The following is a 14891-nucleotide window of genomic DNA, read 5'->3' as shown; positions in this document are numbered from 1 at the left end:
ACATCGTGTTTGTGGTGGTTATTCTGCATGCGATGACCGATAGCCGCAAGCACTCGAAGGAGATTGGTGTGACCCGAGCGACGCCGGCCCGCCCGCGAGCGATCACCGTCGGCGAAGGACTCGCCGTTCTGATCGCCCGGCCCGGACCGCTCGAGGACTCGCCGACCTTCGACCGGAGCGCGGGCGGCGCGGAGGCGAATGTGGCCGCCGTTCTCGCCCGGCTCGGGGTGGAGACGGCGTGGATGTCCCGGGTCGGCGCCGACGGATTCGGCCGCTTTCTCACACTCCACCTGGCCGAACGCGGTGTGGACACCGCGGCGGTCACCGTCGACCCGGCCCGGCCGACCGGGGTCTATGTGAAGGAGCGCGGCGGCGGGTCCGGGCACGACGGCGATCTGCCGATCGGGGCCAGCCGGATGCTCTACTACCGCACCGGTTCGGCCGCCAGCGCCCTGTCCCCCGCCGATCTCACCGCCGCGTCCAGCCTCCTCGACGGCTGCGATCTCATCCACTGCACCGGTATCACCACGGCGCTGTCCCCGTCCGCGACGGAGCTGACCACCGCGCTCACCGCGCTGCCCCGTCACGGCCGGTTGATCAGCTTCGACCTGAACTACCGTCCGGCCCTGTGGGCGCAGCGCGCCGATACCGCCGCCGAGATCCTCGCCCGCCACCTGGACGCCTGCGATGTGGTGTTCCTCGGGGCCGACGAGGCCGAAACCGTCTTCGGCACCGGCGATCCCGGAGCATTGCGCGCCCTGTTCCCGCGACCGCGCCACCTCGTGGTCAAGAACGACAAGCATTCGGTCACCGGATTCCTCGGCGCGCACCACCGCGAGGTGCCCGCGCTGCGACTGGACGTGACCGAGCGCATCGGCGCGGGCGATGCCTTCGCGGGCGGCTATCTGGCCGCCCTGCTGCACGGCCGCCCGCACGAGGAGCTGCTGCGCTTCGGCCATCTGTGCGCCGCGGCCGCCCTCACCGGCGCCGGGGACATCGCCGAACTGCCCGGCCTGCCCGTCCTGGAATCCCTGGCCGCCCGCGCGGATTGGGCCGAACTGCACTACGACCCGGCCGCGCTCGTACCGGAGAATGTGGCATCGTGAGCGAGCTTGCGAGCGAACCATCAATACAGCGCCCTTGGCTCTCGACGGGGCCGAGCGCCAGCGAGGAGCCGTCGTGAGCCAGAGTCTGCATCGCGCCCTGACCATCCTCGCCCAGCTCGGCGAGGATTCGAAGACCTTGGACCAGTTGGCCACCCGGCTGGGCGTGCACAAATCCACGGTGCTGCGGCTGTTGCAGACCATGGAGTCCGAGCGCTTCGTCACCCATGACGCCGAGCATCGCTATCGGCTCGGCTCGCGGCTGTTCGAGCTGGCCAACCGGTCCTTGGAGGGCCGCGATGTGCGCACCGCGGCCCGGCCCCATCTGACCGCGCTCAATGCCGAGACCGGGCAGACCATCCACCTCGCCACCTACGAATCCGGCGAGGCCATCTATATCGACAAGCTCGACGCCACCCAGAGCGTGCGCATGTATTCGCGCATCGGCCGTCCCGCACCGCTGCACTGCACCGCGGTCGGCAAGGTGCTGGTCTCCGCGCAGCCGCGCGGGCTCTGGCGCGAGATCGCGGAGGGCATCGAGTACCGCCCCTTCACCGATCGCACCATCCGCACCCCCGAGCAGTATCTGACGGAGCTGGAACTCGTTGCCGCCCAAGGCTTCGCCGAGGATCACGAGGAACACGAGAGCTTCGTCAACTGCGTGGCCGTCCCCATCCGCAATGGCACCGGCGCGGTCGTCGCCGCGCTGTCCATGTCGGTGCCGGACATGCTGCTCGATCACGATCAAGTGCTCGGCCTGCTGCCGCGGGTGCGCGCAGCGGCCGACGCCGTATCCACCGAGCTCGGCTGGAGCCCGAGCGCCGACCGCCTCGGCTGAGCCGAGTATCGATTACCGAAAGGCATTGCACATGAGTGAGAAGATCGCCGTCCGAACCGATCTCGCCCCCGCGCCCGCCCACACCTTCTCGCAGGGCGTGCGCAAGGGACCGTTCGTCCAGGTCTCCGGGCAGGGGCCGGTCGACCCGGTCACCAGCGAGTACCTGTTCCCGGGCGATGTGGCCGCGCAGACCACCCGCACCCTCGAGAACGTGAAGGCCATTGTGGAGGCCAGCGGCGCGAGCTTCGACGATGTGGTGATGCTGCGCGTCTACCTCACCAAGCGCGAGGATTTCCCGATCATGAACGAGGCCTACGGCAAGTTCGTCACCGAGCACACCACCGGCGGCGTGCTGCCCAGCCGCACCACGGTCTTCACCGGCCTGCCGCGCGAGGAGATGCTGGTCGAGATCGACGGCATCGCCATCGTCGCGGGCTGAGCGGTCAGTCCCCGTCGGGGGAGGGCACCAGGGTGTACATCGACCACGGCCGCCGCGGCAGCTCCACGCGGAACAGGTGAATGTGCATGGTCGTCCGCTCCCCCGTCTCCGCCGATCGCACGCGAATGGGGCGGCGTGGAATGTCCGCGGGCGCGATCTCGGTCGACCAGAAGCGTTCCCAGTCCGGCGACCGCCCGCAGACCTCGATGACCTCCGCCATGCGTTCCGGCGCGACGACGCCGGGCGCCATGTGCCGGAAGGCGAACACCATGAAGTGCGTCTGGCCTTCCCAGTCCTCGAGCACGTATTTGGCGTTCGGGTTCAACAACATCCACTCGATGATGTTGCCGCCCGGCGCCAGCCCCGGAAAGGCCCGCAGGTAGGCCTCGTTCGCGGCGATGAGGTCCACCGAGGGCAGGGTCTGATAGCAGGCCGGATACGGCAGGCTGTTCAGGAAGGCCAATTCGGCCGGGCTCGGCGCCTCGTCGTCGAATCCGAGGGCGGTCAGCTCCGGCTGCATCACGCTCGCGGCGTACTCACGGAACTGCGCTGGCACATCGAGGGCCTCGAACAGCGCGCCGAGCGTGGCCGAGGTCGGCGGGCGGGTGCCCTGTTCGAGCTTCTGGATCAACGCTTCGGAGACACCGGCTTTGCGGGCCAGCTCGGCCCGGGTCAGCCCGGCAGCCTCCCGGCGTTCACGCAGATAGCCCGCGATCGACGACCGTGCTTCAGCCACGTGCAGTTACCTCCCGACCGGATGCCCTTGTGCCAAGAAAACCTACCGTTTGGTCTAGACAGTCGGGTGACTGGGACAAATTGGGACAGGGCCTCGGCTTGACGATAGACCGGCCGAGTCGCGATGCTCTCAAGGCCGCCCGAACCGGACGGCACACGGGTGCCAGCGGAGGGGACGGCACGTACGCCGGTCTCATCGCCGATCACGATGTCGCTGCGTGGTACGTGCCGCGTGGGGCATCCCGCACGGCCACCGATCCGTCATCCGGGCGGCCGTGCGCACCTCGCCGCGGCGGCCGGTGCGCGAGGCGCTGTCTCACCCGGAGGCACTGTCTCACCCACCCGCCGCGGCGTCGATCGGGCGGAGCTCAGGATTCGTCCTGCCACACCGCGAGTTCGCCGCCCGGCATGGAGGCGATCATGCTGCGTGGTCCGGTGAAGGTCCACGCCTCGTAATAGCGGTCCGGGTCCACCACCACGTGCGCGCCGGAATCGAGGACGATGCGCAGGCCGCCCTTGTCGTTCACGGTGGCCGATTCGATCGTGCCATCGAGGGCTCCCACCAGATTGTCGTGTGTGCGGGTGGGGTCGCCGACCACGTGATGCACCACGCCGTTCGGGGTTTCGATGGTCAGCTCACTGCCGACGTGCAGCTCGTACACGCCGATCCCGATGGCGAGCAGGGGCTCGGTGGACAGCACACACAGTCGCTCTCCGGCCAGCGGCAGCTTCATGATCGTTCCTCCCGTGCGGTTCGTCTGATTCCACTGTGCCCGAAATGCCGATCGGCCCGTTTCCGCAACTGCGGAGACGGGCCGAAAGTGTGTGGTAGATCGCGTTTTCAGGCAGTTATTCCGGTGATCAGCTACCGCTCAGCACAGCCAGCACGGGCTCGGAGAGGAAGAAGGGCTCCAGTCGCTCGCGAACCAGCTTGGCCAGCACGCCGTTCCGCTTGGCGGCCTCGACCACGGCCGGGCCGTAGCGCAGGATCTCGTTCGCGATGGCCTCGTTGGACAGGCCCAGTTCCGGCAGCATGGCGGCTAGGGTGTGGTCGCCGTACTTCTCGAAGAACACCTCCACGCCCTGATCCACCAGGACGCCGAAGTACTCCTTCTCGCGGGTGGTCAGCGCGATGCGGTAGATGATCAGCGCCAGATCCTGCAGGTCCTGCTGGGACAGGTACTCCCGCAGCCCGCTCACCGGCTCACCGGCGTGCAGATCCCAGAACTCCATGGCGGCGTCGTGCACCGGGGCGTCGCGCAGCATCTCGCGAATGGCGTTATTGGTGCGCTTGAGCGCGAACTGTGCGCCCTTCCCGGCCATTTCGCCCAGGAAGGTGCCGTCTCCGGCGGCCTTCTCGGCGGCCTTGCGCGCGGTCTTGGCGGCGGAGGTGCCGAAGGAGACCAGCGAGCCGACGCCCGGGAGCTTGCTCGCCAGCTGGCGGTTGGACTCCATGAAGTCGTCGATCAGCTTGTCCACGAACTTGGAGGCGACGGTGGCGATGAGCGGGCTCTCGGTGAGCCGCTCCAGGATTCGCTCCTGCGCCTGGTTCATGCCGAATATCTTCTCCAGCAGCTGTTCGACCGGCTCGCGGTCGACCACGTCGCCGAGGGTGTACTCGTTATTGGCGGCGATGTCCTCGTAGAGCGAATTCGCCAGGGTGCCGACCATATCGCCGAGCACCGGGCTGCCGCCGATCAGTTCGACGACATTGGCCACGGTCTGCTTGGCCTGGTCGATCTCCACCACATCGCGGAAGATGATGGTGTCGGCCACGCCGATCACGGCGTCCACATCCCGGGCGATGACTTCGGCGAACCGATCGCCCGTCACCTCGGCGACAATGAAGTCGACTTGCAGATCCAGCAGCCGTTCGGCGATCTCACGGGCCTTGGCGTCGGCCATAGGTTCCACCCTCGGTATCGAGCGGAGGGCCGGATATCACTCGTTATCGTTGCCGTGCACCGATTTTCGAATTTTCTCCAGGCGCTCCCGCGCGGCTTTCTCCCGCACGTCCCACTGTTCCTCGACGCTGCGGCCCACAGGTGTCTGCTGGTCGAGTTCGCCCATCCCCCTGGCGGTGCCGTAGCGCTGCTCGACCTTATCGCGAACTGACTCGAAAGTAGGGACACCGGAGTTCGAATAGCCTCCGACCCCGCCGCCGCCCGGCATACCCGCCGGAGGTACCACTGTCCCGGACACTATCGGACCGGCTCCCGCCTGCCCGAACGTTCCCGGCGTTTCCGGCAGCCGATGACCCGCCCCCGATTGCGTGTCAGGAGTCACATCGATGGTCTGCGGCGCATGACCCACCGTGGCGGCCACCGACGCCGCCACCGCGTGCAACGCCGCCAATCCTGCCCGTCCGTCGGTCGCCTGCTCCACCACCGCCGCCAGCTCAGCATCGGGCAGCTGAGCCAACAGCACCGCGAGTTCGTTGTTGGCATCACTCATGGCACCCAGGCTACGCAGCGCCGCCCGCACACGGGCCGAGCTGCGGCTGTGCGCTCACACAGGATCGCGAGCGAGGGTGCGGCGCACCCACGCGGCGAGGGTCCCCGGCCACTCCGGAATGGCCACCAGATTGTCGTGCGCGGCCCCGGGATAGATGACGAGCTGCTTGGGCTCGGGGGCCGCCTCGTACAAGGCCCGGCCCATACTCACCGGCAACAGCTCATCGGCATCGCCGTGCATGATCAGCACCGGGCACCGCAACCGCCGAATCCGCGCCAAGCTCGGATACGCATTGGGCACGAACACCTTGGGCAGAAACGGATATACCGCCTTCGCCGCATTCCGCAGCCCGGTGAACGTCGACATCAACACCAGCGCCGCAGGCGGAAACGCATCCGCCAACTCCAACAGCACTCCCCCGCCCAACGACTTCCCCAAATACACAACCCGATCCGCCTTCACCCCCGGCTGCTCCAGCAACGCCGCCCGCGCCGCCCGCGCGTCCAGATAGGTCCCCCGCTCACTCGGCTTCCCACTGCTCCGCCCGAACCCCCGGTAATCGAAGGTCAGTACGTCGAATCCCGCCGCCGCCAGCACCGCCAGCACCCCCGACCGATCCCCGATGTTCCCGCCGTTCCCATGCGCATACAGCAAGTGCCCCACCGGTTCCCCCACCGCCCGCACGAACCACGCATTGATGGTCTCCCCATCGCCGGTCCGCAACCACAGATCCTCGTACCCCACCCCGAACTGCTCCGGCGTCGCGACGATCCGCCGCTCCGGGAAATAGGTCAGTGCATTCAGAACCGCGGTAGCCGGATGCTGCATAGGTGTATTCCTACCCCACCCGCCGACCGCGACACCGCAGGGCGAACCGAATGGTGTAGAACCGATGGATGCCGGAGCCCAGCGAGCGCCCCCAGATCGTTGTCGTCATGGGCGTCTCCGGCTCCGGAAAATCCACCGTGGCCGAATTGATCGCCGCGAAAACCGGCTGGGAACTGCTCGAGGGCGACAACCTCCACCCCGCCGCGAATATCGCGAAAATGGCTGCCGGACACCCCCTGACCGACGAAGACCGCTGGCCTTGGCTCCAGGCCATCGCCGAATGGATGACCGCCCAGGTGGGCACCGGCCGGTCCGGCGTGGTCACCTGCTTCGCCCTGAAACGCGCCTACCGCGACATCTTCCGTGACTCCCTGGCCGAATTCCCGCACACCCGGCCGACTTTCGTCCACCTGACCGGCTCCCGCGACGAACTCCTCCGCCGAATGACAACCCGCCCCGGCCATTTCATGCCCGCCGCACTCCTCGACTCCCAGCTCGCCACCCTCGAGGACCCGGCATCCGAGCCGAATGTCATCACCCTCGACATCGACTCCACGCCGGAAGAGCTGGCAACGGCCGCGCTGGCGAATATCCGGACCGGCGACTGACCGGTTCGAACGCGATGGCGGCTCGGCGCGGCACCGTAGCCGGTGCCGCGCCGCTGCCGAATTATCCGCGCAGTACCGCGCCGACAGCCGCGGCCGCCGCGGCGACGGCGGCATCGCGGGCCGAGCTGGCCTCGTCCTCGGTGAGGGTGCGGTCGGGGGCGCGGAAGCGGAGGGCGTAGGTGAGGGACTTGCGGCCCTCACCGGCCTGGGCGCCCTCGTAGACGTCGAAGAGGGAGATGTCTTCGAGGAGGTCGCCCGCGCCGGTGCGCAAGGCGGACTCGACCGAGACGGCCGGGGTGGCCTTCTCGACGCTGACCGACACGTCCTGCAGAACCGCCGGGAAGGCGGAAACCACGGGGGCGGGGCGGTTTTCGCGGAGCGGGAGGGCGTCGAGGTCGATCTCCACGGCGCAGGTGCGCGGCGGCAGGCCCGAACGCTCGAGAGCGGCCGGGTGGAGTTCACCCGCGTGGCCGACGACCTTGCCGTCCACCACGAGTTCGGCGCAGCGGCCCGGATGCCACGGCAGGTGAGCCGCCGAGCGGCGCTCGATGACCACGCCCGCGGCGTCCGCCACGGCATCGACGAGGGCGAAGGCGTCGCTCGCCTCGACGGCGCGGCCCTGGCCCCAGGGGCCGCGGGGTTCGCGCTTACCGGTGAGCACCGCGCCGACGCGGACCGGCTGCTCGGGAAGCGACCGGAGCAGGACGTCGATCTCGTCCTCGGTGGGGCGGCGGTCGACCGGGAGGGCGTCCACCGCACCGGTGTTCGGGGTGGGCAGGGTGACCTGGCCGATGCCGTAGACGGCGAGATCGCGCTGGCCGCGGGCGATATTGCGGGCGGCGATTTCCAGCAGGCCGGGGAGCAGGGTGGAGGACAGGTCCGGGCGCTCGGTGTCGAGGGGGTTCAGGACCTTCAACGTATTGCGGCGCGGATCGTCGGCTTCCAGACCCCAGGTGTCGAAGACCGCGGCGGACATGAAGACCGGGGCCGGGACCTCGACGCAGCCCTCGAAGGCCAGGGCCTTGCTGACCGCGCGGCGGCGGCGCTGTTCGGCGGTGAGGCCGCGGCCCGCCGGGGCGGTGGGGATGACGGACGGGATCTTGTCCAGGCTCTCCAGGCGCAGCACCTCTTCGACCAGGTCGGCGGGCTGGGTCAGGTCGGGCCGCCAGGTCGGCGGGGTGACGACGAGCTGGCCGTGGCCGGAATCGCTGACGCCGACCTCCACCGTGCAGCCGACCTGCTGCAGGCGGCGGGTGGAGGTGCCGGGGGCGTAGTGCACGACCGCGGTGCGATCGGCCAGATCGATGTCCATGCTGATCGGGGCGGCGGCCGGAACCGGGACGCGCACGTCGGTGAGCACGGATTCCACGGTGCCACCAGCGATTTCGACCAGTAGGGTGGCGGCGCGGTCCAGCGCGGCCACATTCACCTCGGGATCGACGATGCGCTCGAAGCGGCGGCTGGCCTCCGAGGACAGCTTGTGGCGGCGCACGGTGCGCGCGATGGCGACCGGGTTCCAGGTGGCGGCCTCGAGCAGGATGTCGGTGGAGTCCGAGCCGACCTCGGTGCTCGCGCCGCCCATGGTGCCCGCCAGGGAGATGACGCCGGAATCATCGGCGATCACCACGTCCTCGGCGTCCAGGGTGCGCTCGACATCGTCGAGGGTGCGCAGGGTTTCGCCCTTGTTGGCGCGGCGCACGATGAGGGTGCCGTTGACCTTCGCGGTGTCGAAGGCGTGCAGCGGCTGGCCGAGCTCGAGCATGACGTAGTTGGTGACGTCGACGGCCGGGGAGATCGGGCGCACGCCCGACAGCATGAGGCGGCGCTGCAGCCACCACGGGCTGACGGCCTTCGGGTCGACGCCGGTCACACGGCGCACCGCGAAACGCGTGCACAGCGACTCCGGTTCGATCTTGACCTTCCAGGCCTCGTTCTCGGCGTCGGGCAGCAGGCGCACGGCCGGATCCTGGTATTCCAGATCGAAGCCGCAGGCCAGTTCGCGCGCCAGGCCGCGCGCCGAGAAGGCGTAACCGCGGTCGGGGGTGATGGCCAGCTCGATGACGGTGTCGTCCATGCCGAGCACTTCATTGGCGTCCGCGCCCGGCTCGGCGGTGCCCGGCTCGAGCACCAGAATGCCATTGTGATCCTTGCCGATGCCGAGTTCGGCGACCGAGCAGATCATGCCATTGCTGGTGTGCCCGTAGGTCTTCCGCGAAGCGATCTTGAATCCACCCGGCAGCTCACCGCCAGGCAGCACCACGACCACCAGATCGCCCACGGCGAAATTCCGTGCGCCGCAGACGATCTCCTGCAACTCCGACTTGCCGATATCCATCTTGCAGAAGCGGATGGGCTTCTTGAACTCGGTCAGCTCGGTGATCTCGGCGACCCGGCCGACCACCAGCGGATGCTCGATCTCACCGCCGATCGGGTGCAGCGGATCGACCTCTTCGACCTCCAGACCGACCCGGACGAAACCGGCGTCCAGCTCTTCCGCCGACACCGCCCAGTCGGGGGTGGTGCGCTGCAGGATTTCCGTCAGCCAGGACTGCGCTACTCGCACTTGACGTTTCGCTTCCTCGTATCGAAGGGGATCAGGACTGGATGCCGAACGGCAGCGTGAAGCGCACATCGCCCTCGACGATGTCGCGCATATCGGACAGGCCGTTGCGGAACTGCAGGGTCCGCTCCAGACCCATGCCGAAGGCGAAACCGCTGTACACCTCGGGATCGATCCCGCTGGCAATGAGCACCTTCGGGTTGACCATGCCGCAGCCGCCCCACTCGACCCAGCCCGGTCCGCCCTTCTTGTCCTCGAACCACACGTCCACCTCGGCGGAGGGTTCGGTGAAGGGGAAGAACGAGGGCCGCATGCGCGTGGTGGTGTTCGGGCCGAACAGCGCCCGCGCGAAGGAATCCAGGGTGCCCTTGAGGTGGGCCATGGTCAGGCCCTTGTCGATGGCCAGGCCCTCGACCTGCGAGAACACCGGGGTATGGGTGGCGTCGAGCTCATCGGTGCGGAAGGTCCGCCCCGGGCACACGACATAGATCGGCAGCTCGCGCGACAGCATGGACCGCACCTGCACCGGCGAGGTGTGCGTGCGCAGCACCTGCCGCGAACCCTCCGGCGCGATGTGGAAGGTGTCCTGCATGGTGCGCGCCGGATGATCCGGCAGGAAGTTCAGCGCGTCGAAATTGAAGTGCTCGGTCTCGACCTCGGGACCCTCGGCGACCTCCCAGCCCATGGCCACGAACACATCCGCGACCCGCTCGGACAGCACCGCGATGGGATGCCGCGCGCCCTCGGCCCGCCGTCCCGCGGGCAGGGTCACATCGATGGTCTCGGCCACCAGCACCGCGGCATCGCGCTCGGCGAGCAGTTCGGCCTGCCGGGTCTCGTATGCCTGCGACACCCGGCCGCGCGCCACGTTCACGCGCTTACCGGCCTCGGCCTTCTCCTCCTTGGGCAGCGTGCCCAGCGACCGCTGCGCCAGGGAGACGGGCGATTTGCCGCCCATGAACTCGGTCTTCGCGGCCGCGAGCTCATCCAGGGTCGCGGCCGAGGCGAACGCCTTCTCGGCGGCTTCCGCGGCGGCGGCGAGGGATTCCTCGGTCAAAGCCGCAGTCTGCTCGGCACGGTCGATATCGTCGGCCACGATGCTGGTCTCTCCCCTGGCTGGTAAAAGGTCGGGCGATTGCCACCCCATTCTTGCTGGTCGAATCGTAGTCCTTGTAATCAGCCCGGTTCACCCGGATTTCCGCAGGCAGCGCGCACCCCGCCCGGCGTGGCGCGCGCCGCCGCGCCGAATCACGCCGAGCGGTACCGCTCCCGGAAGATATTCCGGTCGAGGCCGCGGCGACCGGGGTGAATCCGCTGCTCGGCCGGATAGCCGACGGACATGAGCGCCGCGATCATCGCGTCCTTCACGGCGTCAGGCACATATATGCCACAATACTCATATGGCACTGAAGCGCACGATGGTCTACGCCGATGCGGACGACCTAGCCGTGATCAAAGAGGCTGCGGCACGGAGCAACATGAGCGAGGCCGAAATCATCCGCAACGCCATACATCTGGCAGCCCTGCGTGTGCAGCGCCGGTCCGAGCCGTTGCGACTGAGACGATTCAGCAGTGGGGATCCAACGCTCGCCGAACGTGTGGACGAGTATCTCGCGGACGACTTCGGAGGTTCGGAGCATCGATGACGTTCGGAACCGACGGTCCGGGCATCGTCATCGGCGACACGTCCGGCCTTATCGCCGCATTCGACACTGCATCACCCGATAGTGATACTGCATTCCGTGTGCTCGAGACAGCGGGTTTGGTCGTCTTGTCGCCTTTGGTGCTCGCTGAGCTGGATCATGTCGCACGCCGCGTACTCGGCCGTCGCATTTCGATCGAGATGATCGAGGATCTCAGCGCACAAGCCCGTACACCGCACTTCGAAATAGCCGTGATAACCCCTGACGTGCTGGACCAAGCCAACGCAGTTCGCCGTCTGTACCCTGATTTGAACCTCGACCTCGCGGACGCTGTAACGGTGGCTCTCGCTGCAAATTATGAAACCGACGCCGTCCTCACGCTGGATCGGCGCGACTTCCGCGCGCTGACTCCCCTCACCGAACACAAAGCCTTTCGAGTGCTACCCGACGACCTGATCTGACGGATTCTCGGCGGGCTCACCCGGACGGTTCGCTCGCATGCTGCTCCCGCAGCGCGGTGACTTCGGCTCGCAGGGAACGGATTTCGGCGAGCAGGAGGCCGATCTCGCCTTCGGTGCGTTCGCTGGTCTTCTCGACGGTGCCGAGTTTGTCGACGACCCAGCTGGTGGTGGCGCCGATGGCGAAGCTGATGAGGCCGATGCCGATGGTCATGAGGATCAGGGCCACGAGGCGGCCTTCCACCGTCACCGGGTAGCGGTCGCCGTAGCCGACGGTGGTGACCGAGACGGCGGCCCACCAGAGGGCGTCGCCGAAGCTCTTCACATTGGCGCCCTCGGCGTCGCGTTCGGCGTCGTAGAGGGCGAGGCTGCACACGAACAGGAGCAGCAGGGAGCCGGTGCCGACGAAAACCGACATGCGCGTGCGGGATTGGAAGCGGCTGCGGCGGTCGGCGGCATCGAGGACCAGCAGGACGGCGCGCAGCAGGCGCAAGGGGCGCAGTGGGGGCAGCAGCACCGCGACGAGGTCGAGCCAATTGCGCCGGACGAAGCGGCGGCGGTTGGTGGACAGTCGCAGCCGGATGACGTAGTCGACGGCGAACAGGGCCCAGACGGTGGCGTCGAGGATATTCGCCCACGTTCCGATTCCACGGGTGCCGCCCGGCGTCGAGCACATGCCAGGCGTAGGCGGCCAGGAACAGTAAGGCCAGCGCCGCCATGGGGATCGCGGTGGCGCGTTCCCAGGCGACCCTGCGGGTGTGGGGTACGAGATCGGGCGGCAGTGCCGGTGCCCGGTCGGTGCCGGTGTGCATGGGGATCTACCTGGGTTGATGCGGTCAAGCCAACCGCAGCGTATCCCCCGGCGCAGCGAAGCAGGGTATGAACCGACCGGTCCCGCGCACGTCCGGGTCAGGCGTCGAGGTCGGAGGCGATCAAGCCCGCGATCTTGTCCAGGGTGGCCTGATCATCCGAGCTGACGATCACCTCGGCCCCTTTGGCGGCGCCGAGGCTCATGATCATGAGCGCCGAACCGGCGTCCACCGGAGCGCCGTCGGGCAGCGCGATGGTGACCGGGACGCCCGCGGCCAGGACGGTCTGGGCGACGATCGCGGCGGGCCGGGCGTGCAGGCCGACGGCGGAACCGACGGTGACGGTCGTGCTGGGCATGGTGATCCTCCTTGGTGATTACACGGTCGCGGGAACGGCGGGCGTGGATTCGGAACGTGGTCTGACGAGTTGTTTGGCGGCGGTCACGCACAACGTGCCGACCACGGTGCCCGCGGCCAGCGCGAACAGGAACCAGAGCAGGTGGCCGACGGCGAAGAAGACGAAGATGCCGCCGTGCGGGGCGCTCAGCGTGGCGCCGGAGGCCATGATGAGACCGCCGGTGACCGCACCGCCCGCCATCATCGAGGGAATGACGCGCACCGGATCGGCGGCGGCGAACGGGATGGCGCCCTCGGAGATGAACGAGGCACCCAACAGCCATGCGGCCTTACCGTTTTCGCGCTCGGCGGTGGTGAAAAGCTGCGGCCGCACGGTGGTCGCCAGAGCCATGGCCAGCGGCGGCACCATGCCCGCGGCCATGACCGCCGCCATGATCCGCAGCGTCGCCGGATCATTGACGCTCAGCCCGGCGACAGCGAACGAGTACGCCGCCTTGTTCACCGGCCCGCCCAGGTCGGAGCACATCATCAGCCCGAGAATGACACCCAGCAGCACCGCCGAGGTCCCCGACAGACCGTTGAGCCAGTCGGTGAGCCCACTGGTGATGGCCGCCAGCGGCCTGCCGAGCACGATGAACATGACCCCGCCCACGATCAGCGATGCGAACAGCGGAATCACCACCACCGGCATGAGCCCCCGAGCCCACTGCGGCACATGCATTTTCGCAATCCACAGCGCCGCGAACCCGGCGATCAAACCGCCGACGAGACCACCCAGGAATCCGGCTCCCACGAACACCGCGACCGCACCCGCCGTGAATCCCGTTGCGAGACCGGGCCTATCGGCAATCGCGTACGCGATATATCCGGCCAGCGCCGGTACGAGGAAGCCGAAAGCCAATGAGCCCAGCTGGAACAGCACCGCGCCGAGATAGATCCGCAGCCCGCCATCGGGCAGTGAACCCAGCGTATTGTCCAGCACGATCGTCTTCGCGTCGGTCGAGATCTCATACCCGCCCAACAGGAATCCCAGCGCGATGAGCAGTCCACCGGCGGCCACGAACGGAATCATGTAGCTGACCCCGGTCAGCAGAATCTGCCGCAACCGAGTCCCCCACCCCAGCTCCCCCGAAGCCGTTGCGGCAGCGCCACTCCCCGCCCCGCCACGCTCCGCCGCGACGGTCCGCGCATCCGGATCCGCTGCCGCTCGAAGCGCCTCGGCCACCATCACATCCGGCTCGTTGATCGCCCGCTTCACCCCGGATTCGACCACCGGCTTCCCCGCGAACCGCTCCCGCCCCTTCACCCCCACATCGGTCGCGAAGATCACCGCATCGGCCGCCGCAATGGTCGCCGCCGACAACGGCACGCTCCCACTCGACCCCTGCGTCTCGATCTCCACAACGACCCCGGCCCGCTCCCCCGCCGCCACCAGCGAATCAGCCGCCATATAGGTATGCGCGATCCCGGTCGGACACGCCGTCACGGCAACGAGGATGCGACCGGCCGCGGGATCCCCTCCCGCCCCAGCCTCCGCCATCGCCTCGTCGATCCGGGAATCACCCTGCGCCCCAGCCGAATCCCGTTGCGGCTGCGGCGCTACGGCCGGAGCGAGGACCTCATTGACGAGTTCCAGCACCACCGCCGGGGAGGTCGCCGCCCGGAGCGCGCCGACGAATTCCGGTTTGATGAGAGCGCGCGCGAGGGCCGAAAGCAGCGTCAGGCGTTCGGCCCCTCCGCCCTCCGGCGCGGCGATCAGAAAGACCAGATCCGCGGGCCCGTCCGGCGCGCCGAAGTCGACCCTCGGGGCCAGCCGTGCGAAGGCCAGCGACGCTGTGCGGACCGTCTCCGCCCGGCAGTGCGGAATGGCGATGCCCCCGGGAAGCCCGGTCGCCGACTGGCTCTCGCGCTCCGATGCGGCATCACGCAGCGCATCCGCATCGGTCGCCCGGCCGCTGGCGGCCACGCGCCCGGCGAGTGCTGCGATCACCTCCTGCTTGGTGGCGCCGAGATCGGCGTCCAGGGTGATCAGGTCGGTGGTGATGATCGGGTCAGCCAT

17 protein-coding genes are annotated in these 14891 nt (G+C 68.3%); 6 read left to right on the top strand and 11 right to left on the bottom strand.

Annotation, left to right across the window (positions count from 1 at the left end; translation table 11 throughout):
• Positions 1-68: 68 nt before the first annotated feature.
• The 3 genes from NC4_RS36385 to NC4_RS36375 all read left to right on the top strand — a co-directional run bounded on the left by NC4_RS36385 (position 69) and on the right by NC4_RS36375 (position 2380).
• Positions 69-1106: a sugar kinase gene (locus NC4_RS36385; protein WP_245722174.1), complete on the top strand. Its 1038-nt coding sequence runs from the start codon at positions 69-71 to the stop codon at positions 1104-1106.
• Between the two features lie 73 nt (positions 1107-1179).
• Positions 1180-1941 carry an IclR family transcriptional regulator gene (locus NC4_RS36380; RefSeq protein ID WP_067548364.1) on the top strand — a complete coding sequence of 254 codons (762 nt, stop codon included), beginning with the start codon at positions 1180-1182 and terminating at the stop codon, positions 1939-1941.
• Positions 1942-1972: 31 nt separating this feature from the next.
• Positions 1973-2380 (top strand): RidA family protein, encoded by a 408-nt coding sequence (locus NC4_RS36375; protein ID WP_067548361.1) that lies wholly within the window; start codon positions 1973-1975, stop codon positions 2378-2380.
• Positions 2381-2384: 4 nt separating this feature from the next.
• Here NC4_RS36375 and NC4_RS36370 read toward each other — a convergent pair whose 3' ends face one another.
• From NC4_RS36370 to NC4_RS36350, 5 genes are all read right to left on the bottom strand, one after another.
• Positions 2385-3116 carry a helix-turn-helix domain-containing protein gene (locus NC4_RS36370; protein WP_067548358.1) on the bottom strand — a complete coding sequence of 244 codons (732 nt, stop codon included), beginning with the start codon at positions 3114-3116 and terminating at the stop codon, positions 2385-2387.
• A gap of 367 nt (positions 3117-3483) precedes the next feature.
• A complete protein-coding gene (locus NC4_RS36365; RefSeq protein ID WP_067548355.1) occupies positions 3484-3849 on the bottom strand; it encodes a DUF6188 family protein in 366 nt (121 codons plus the stop codon).
• 127 nt (positions 3850-3976) lie between these two features.
• Positions 3977-5020, bottom strand: coding sequence for a hypothetical protein (locus tag NC4_RS36360; protein ID WP_067548352.1), 1044 nt, complete (start codon positions 5018-5020; stop codon positions 3977-3979).
• A gap of 36 nt (positions 5021-5056) precedes the next feature.
• Positions 5057-5569 (bottom strand): PspA/IM30 family protein, encoded by a 513-nt coding sequence (locus NC4_RS36355; RefSeq protein WP_067548349.1) that lies wholly within the window; start codon positions 5567-5569, stop codon positions 5057-5059.
• 54 nt (positions 5570-5623) lie between these two features.
• On the bottom strand, positions 5624-6397 hold the full coding sequence (locus NC4_RS36350; RefSeq protein WP_067548346.1) for an alpha/beta hydrolase: 774 nt from the start codon (positions 6395-6397) through the stop codon (positions 5624-5626).
• A gap of 68 nt (positions 6398-6465) precedes the next feature.
• Between NC4_RS36350 and NC4_RS36345 the strand changes: the two genes are divergently transcribed.
• On the top strand, positions 6466-7005 hold the full coding sequence (locus NC4_RS36345; protein ID WP_067548343.1) for a gluconokinase: 540 nt from the start codon (positions 6466-6468) through the stop codon (positions 7003-7005).
• Positions 7006-7066: 61 nt separating this feature from the next.
• On the opposite strand, the gene pheT is transcribed toward NC4_RS36345, so the two are convergent.
• The 3 genes from pheT to NC4_RS44270 form a co-directional block, all read right to left on the bottom strand.
• The gene (gene pheT, locus NC4_RS36340) at positions 7067-9568 is read right to left on the bottom strand and encodes a phenylalanine--tRNA ligase subunit beta (RefSeq protein WP_067548340.1); all 2502 of its coding nucleotides are present in this window, start codon (positions 9566-9568) and stop codon (positions 7067-7069) included.
• Between the two features lie 31 nt (positions 9569-9599).
• Positions 9600-10661, bottom strand: coding sequence for a phenylalanine--tRNA ligase subunit alpha (pheS, locus tag NC4_RS36335; RefSeq protein ID WP_067548337.1), 1062 nt, complete (start codon positions 10659-10661; stop codon positions 9600-9602).
• Positions 10662-10813: 152 nt separating this feature from the next.
• The gene (locus NC4_RS44270; RefSeq protein WP_281186570.1) at positions 10814-10945 is read right to left on the bottom strand and encodes a hypothetical protein; all 132 of its coding nucleotides are present in this window, start codon (positions 10943-10945) and stop codon (positions 10814-10816) included.
• Positions 10946-10965: 20 nt separating this feature from the next.
• Here NC4_RS44270 and NC4_RS36330 point away from each other — a divergent pair, with 20 nt between their 5' ends.
• Together NC4_RS36330 and NC4_RS36325 are read left to right on the top strand one after the other, a co-directional pair.
• Entirely contained in the window at positions 10966-11211 is a 246-nt protein-coding gene (locus tag NC4_RS36330) for a ribbon-helix-helix domain-containing protein (protein ID WP_067548332.1), read from the top strand.
• Complete coding sequence (locus NC4_RS36325; RefSeq protein ID WP_067548329.1) at positions 11208-11669, top strand: PIN domain-containing protein; 462 nt, start codon at positions 11208-11210, stop codon at positions 11667-11669. The genes NC4_RS36330 and NC4_RS36325 overlap by 4 nt, the downstream gene beginning before the upstream one ends.
• A gap of 16 nt (positions 11670-11685) precedes the next feature.
• Here the strand turns inward: NC4_RS36325 and NC4_RS36320 are convergent, their stop codons facing one another.
• The 3 genes from NC4_RS36320 to NC4_RS36310 form a co-directional block, all read right to left on the bottom strand.
• Entirely contained in the window at positions 11686-12342 is a 657-nt protein-coding gene (locus NC4_RS36320; protein WP_245722173.1) for a potassium channel family protein, read from the bottom strand.
• Between the two features lie 233 nt (positions 12343-12575).
• Positions 12576-12833: an HPr family phosphocarrier protein gene (locus NC4_RS36315; protein WP_067548326.1), complete on the bottom strand. Its 258-nt coding sequence runs from the start codon at positions 12831-12833 to the stop codon at positions 12576-12578.
• A gap of 18 nt (positions 12834-12851) precedes the next feature.
• Positions 12852-14891 carry a PTS fructose transporter subunit IIABC gene (locus tag NC4_RS36310; RefSeq protein ID WP_067548323.1) on the bottom strand — a complete coding sequence of 680 codons (2040 nt, stop codon included), beginning with the start codon at positions 14889-14891 and terminating at the stop codon, positions 12852-12854.

The sequence above is a fragment of the Nocardia crassostreae genome, assembly GCF_001613405.1.
In the GTDB taxonomy this organism is placed as follows: Bacteria; Actinomycetota; Actinomycetes; order Mycobacteriales; family Mycobacteriaceae; genus Nocardia; species Nocardia crassostreae.
The sequence above is the reverse complement of the archived record's forward strand: the minus strand, read 5'-3'. Positions and strand labels throughout refer to the sequence as shown.

Bases quoted from the DNA above. Each gene is read 5' to 3' on its own strand.
- NC4_RS36375 (WP_067548361.1), top strand. From the start codon at position 1,973: ATGAGTGAGAAGATCGCCGTCCGAACCGATCTCGCCCCCGCGCCCGCC.
- NC4_RS36360 (WP_067548352.1), bottom strand. From the start codon at position 5,020: ATGGCCGACGCCAAGGCCCGTGAGATCGCCGAACGGCTGCTGGATCTG.
- NC4_RS36345 (WP_067548343.1), top strand. From the start codon at position 6,466: ATGCCGGAGCCCAGCGAGCGCCCCCAGATCGTTGTCGTCATGGGCGTC.
- NC4_RS36310 (WP_067548323.1), bottom strand. From the start codon at position 14,891: ATGGCTGACCCGATCATCACCACCGACCTGATCACCCTGGACGCCGAT.
- NC4_RS36330 (WP_067548332.1), top strand. From the start codon at position 10,966: ATGGCACTGAAGCGCACGATGGTCTACGCCGATGCGGACGACCTAGCC.
- NC4_RS36355 (WP_067548349.1), bottom strand. From the start codon at position 5,569: ATGAGTGATGCCAACAACGAACTCGCGGTGCTGTTGGCTCAGCTGCCC.
- NC4_RS36325 (WP_067548329.1), top strand. From the start codon at position 11,208: ATGACGTTCGGAACCGACGGTCCGGGCATCGTCATCGGCGACACGTCC.
- NC4_RS36365 (WP_067548355.1), bottom strand. From the start codon at position 3,849: ATGAAGCTGCCGCTGGCCGGAGAGCGACTGTGTGTGCTGTCCACCGAG.
- NC4_RS36315 (WP_067548326.1), bottom strand. From the start codon at position 12,833: ATGCCCAGCACGACCGTCACCGTCGGTTCCGCCGTCGGCCTGCACGCC.
- NC4_RS36320 (WP_245722173.1), bottom strand. From the start codon at position 12,342: ATGTGCTCGACGCCGGGCGGCACCCGTGGAATCGGAACGTGGGCGAAT.
- NC4_RS36350 (WP_067548346.1), bottom strand. From the start codon at position 6,397: ATGCAGCATCCGGCTACCGCGGTTCTGAATGCACTGACCTATTTCCCG.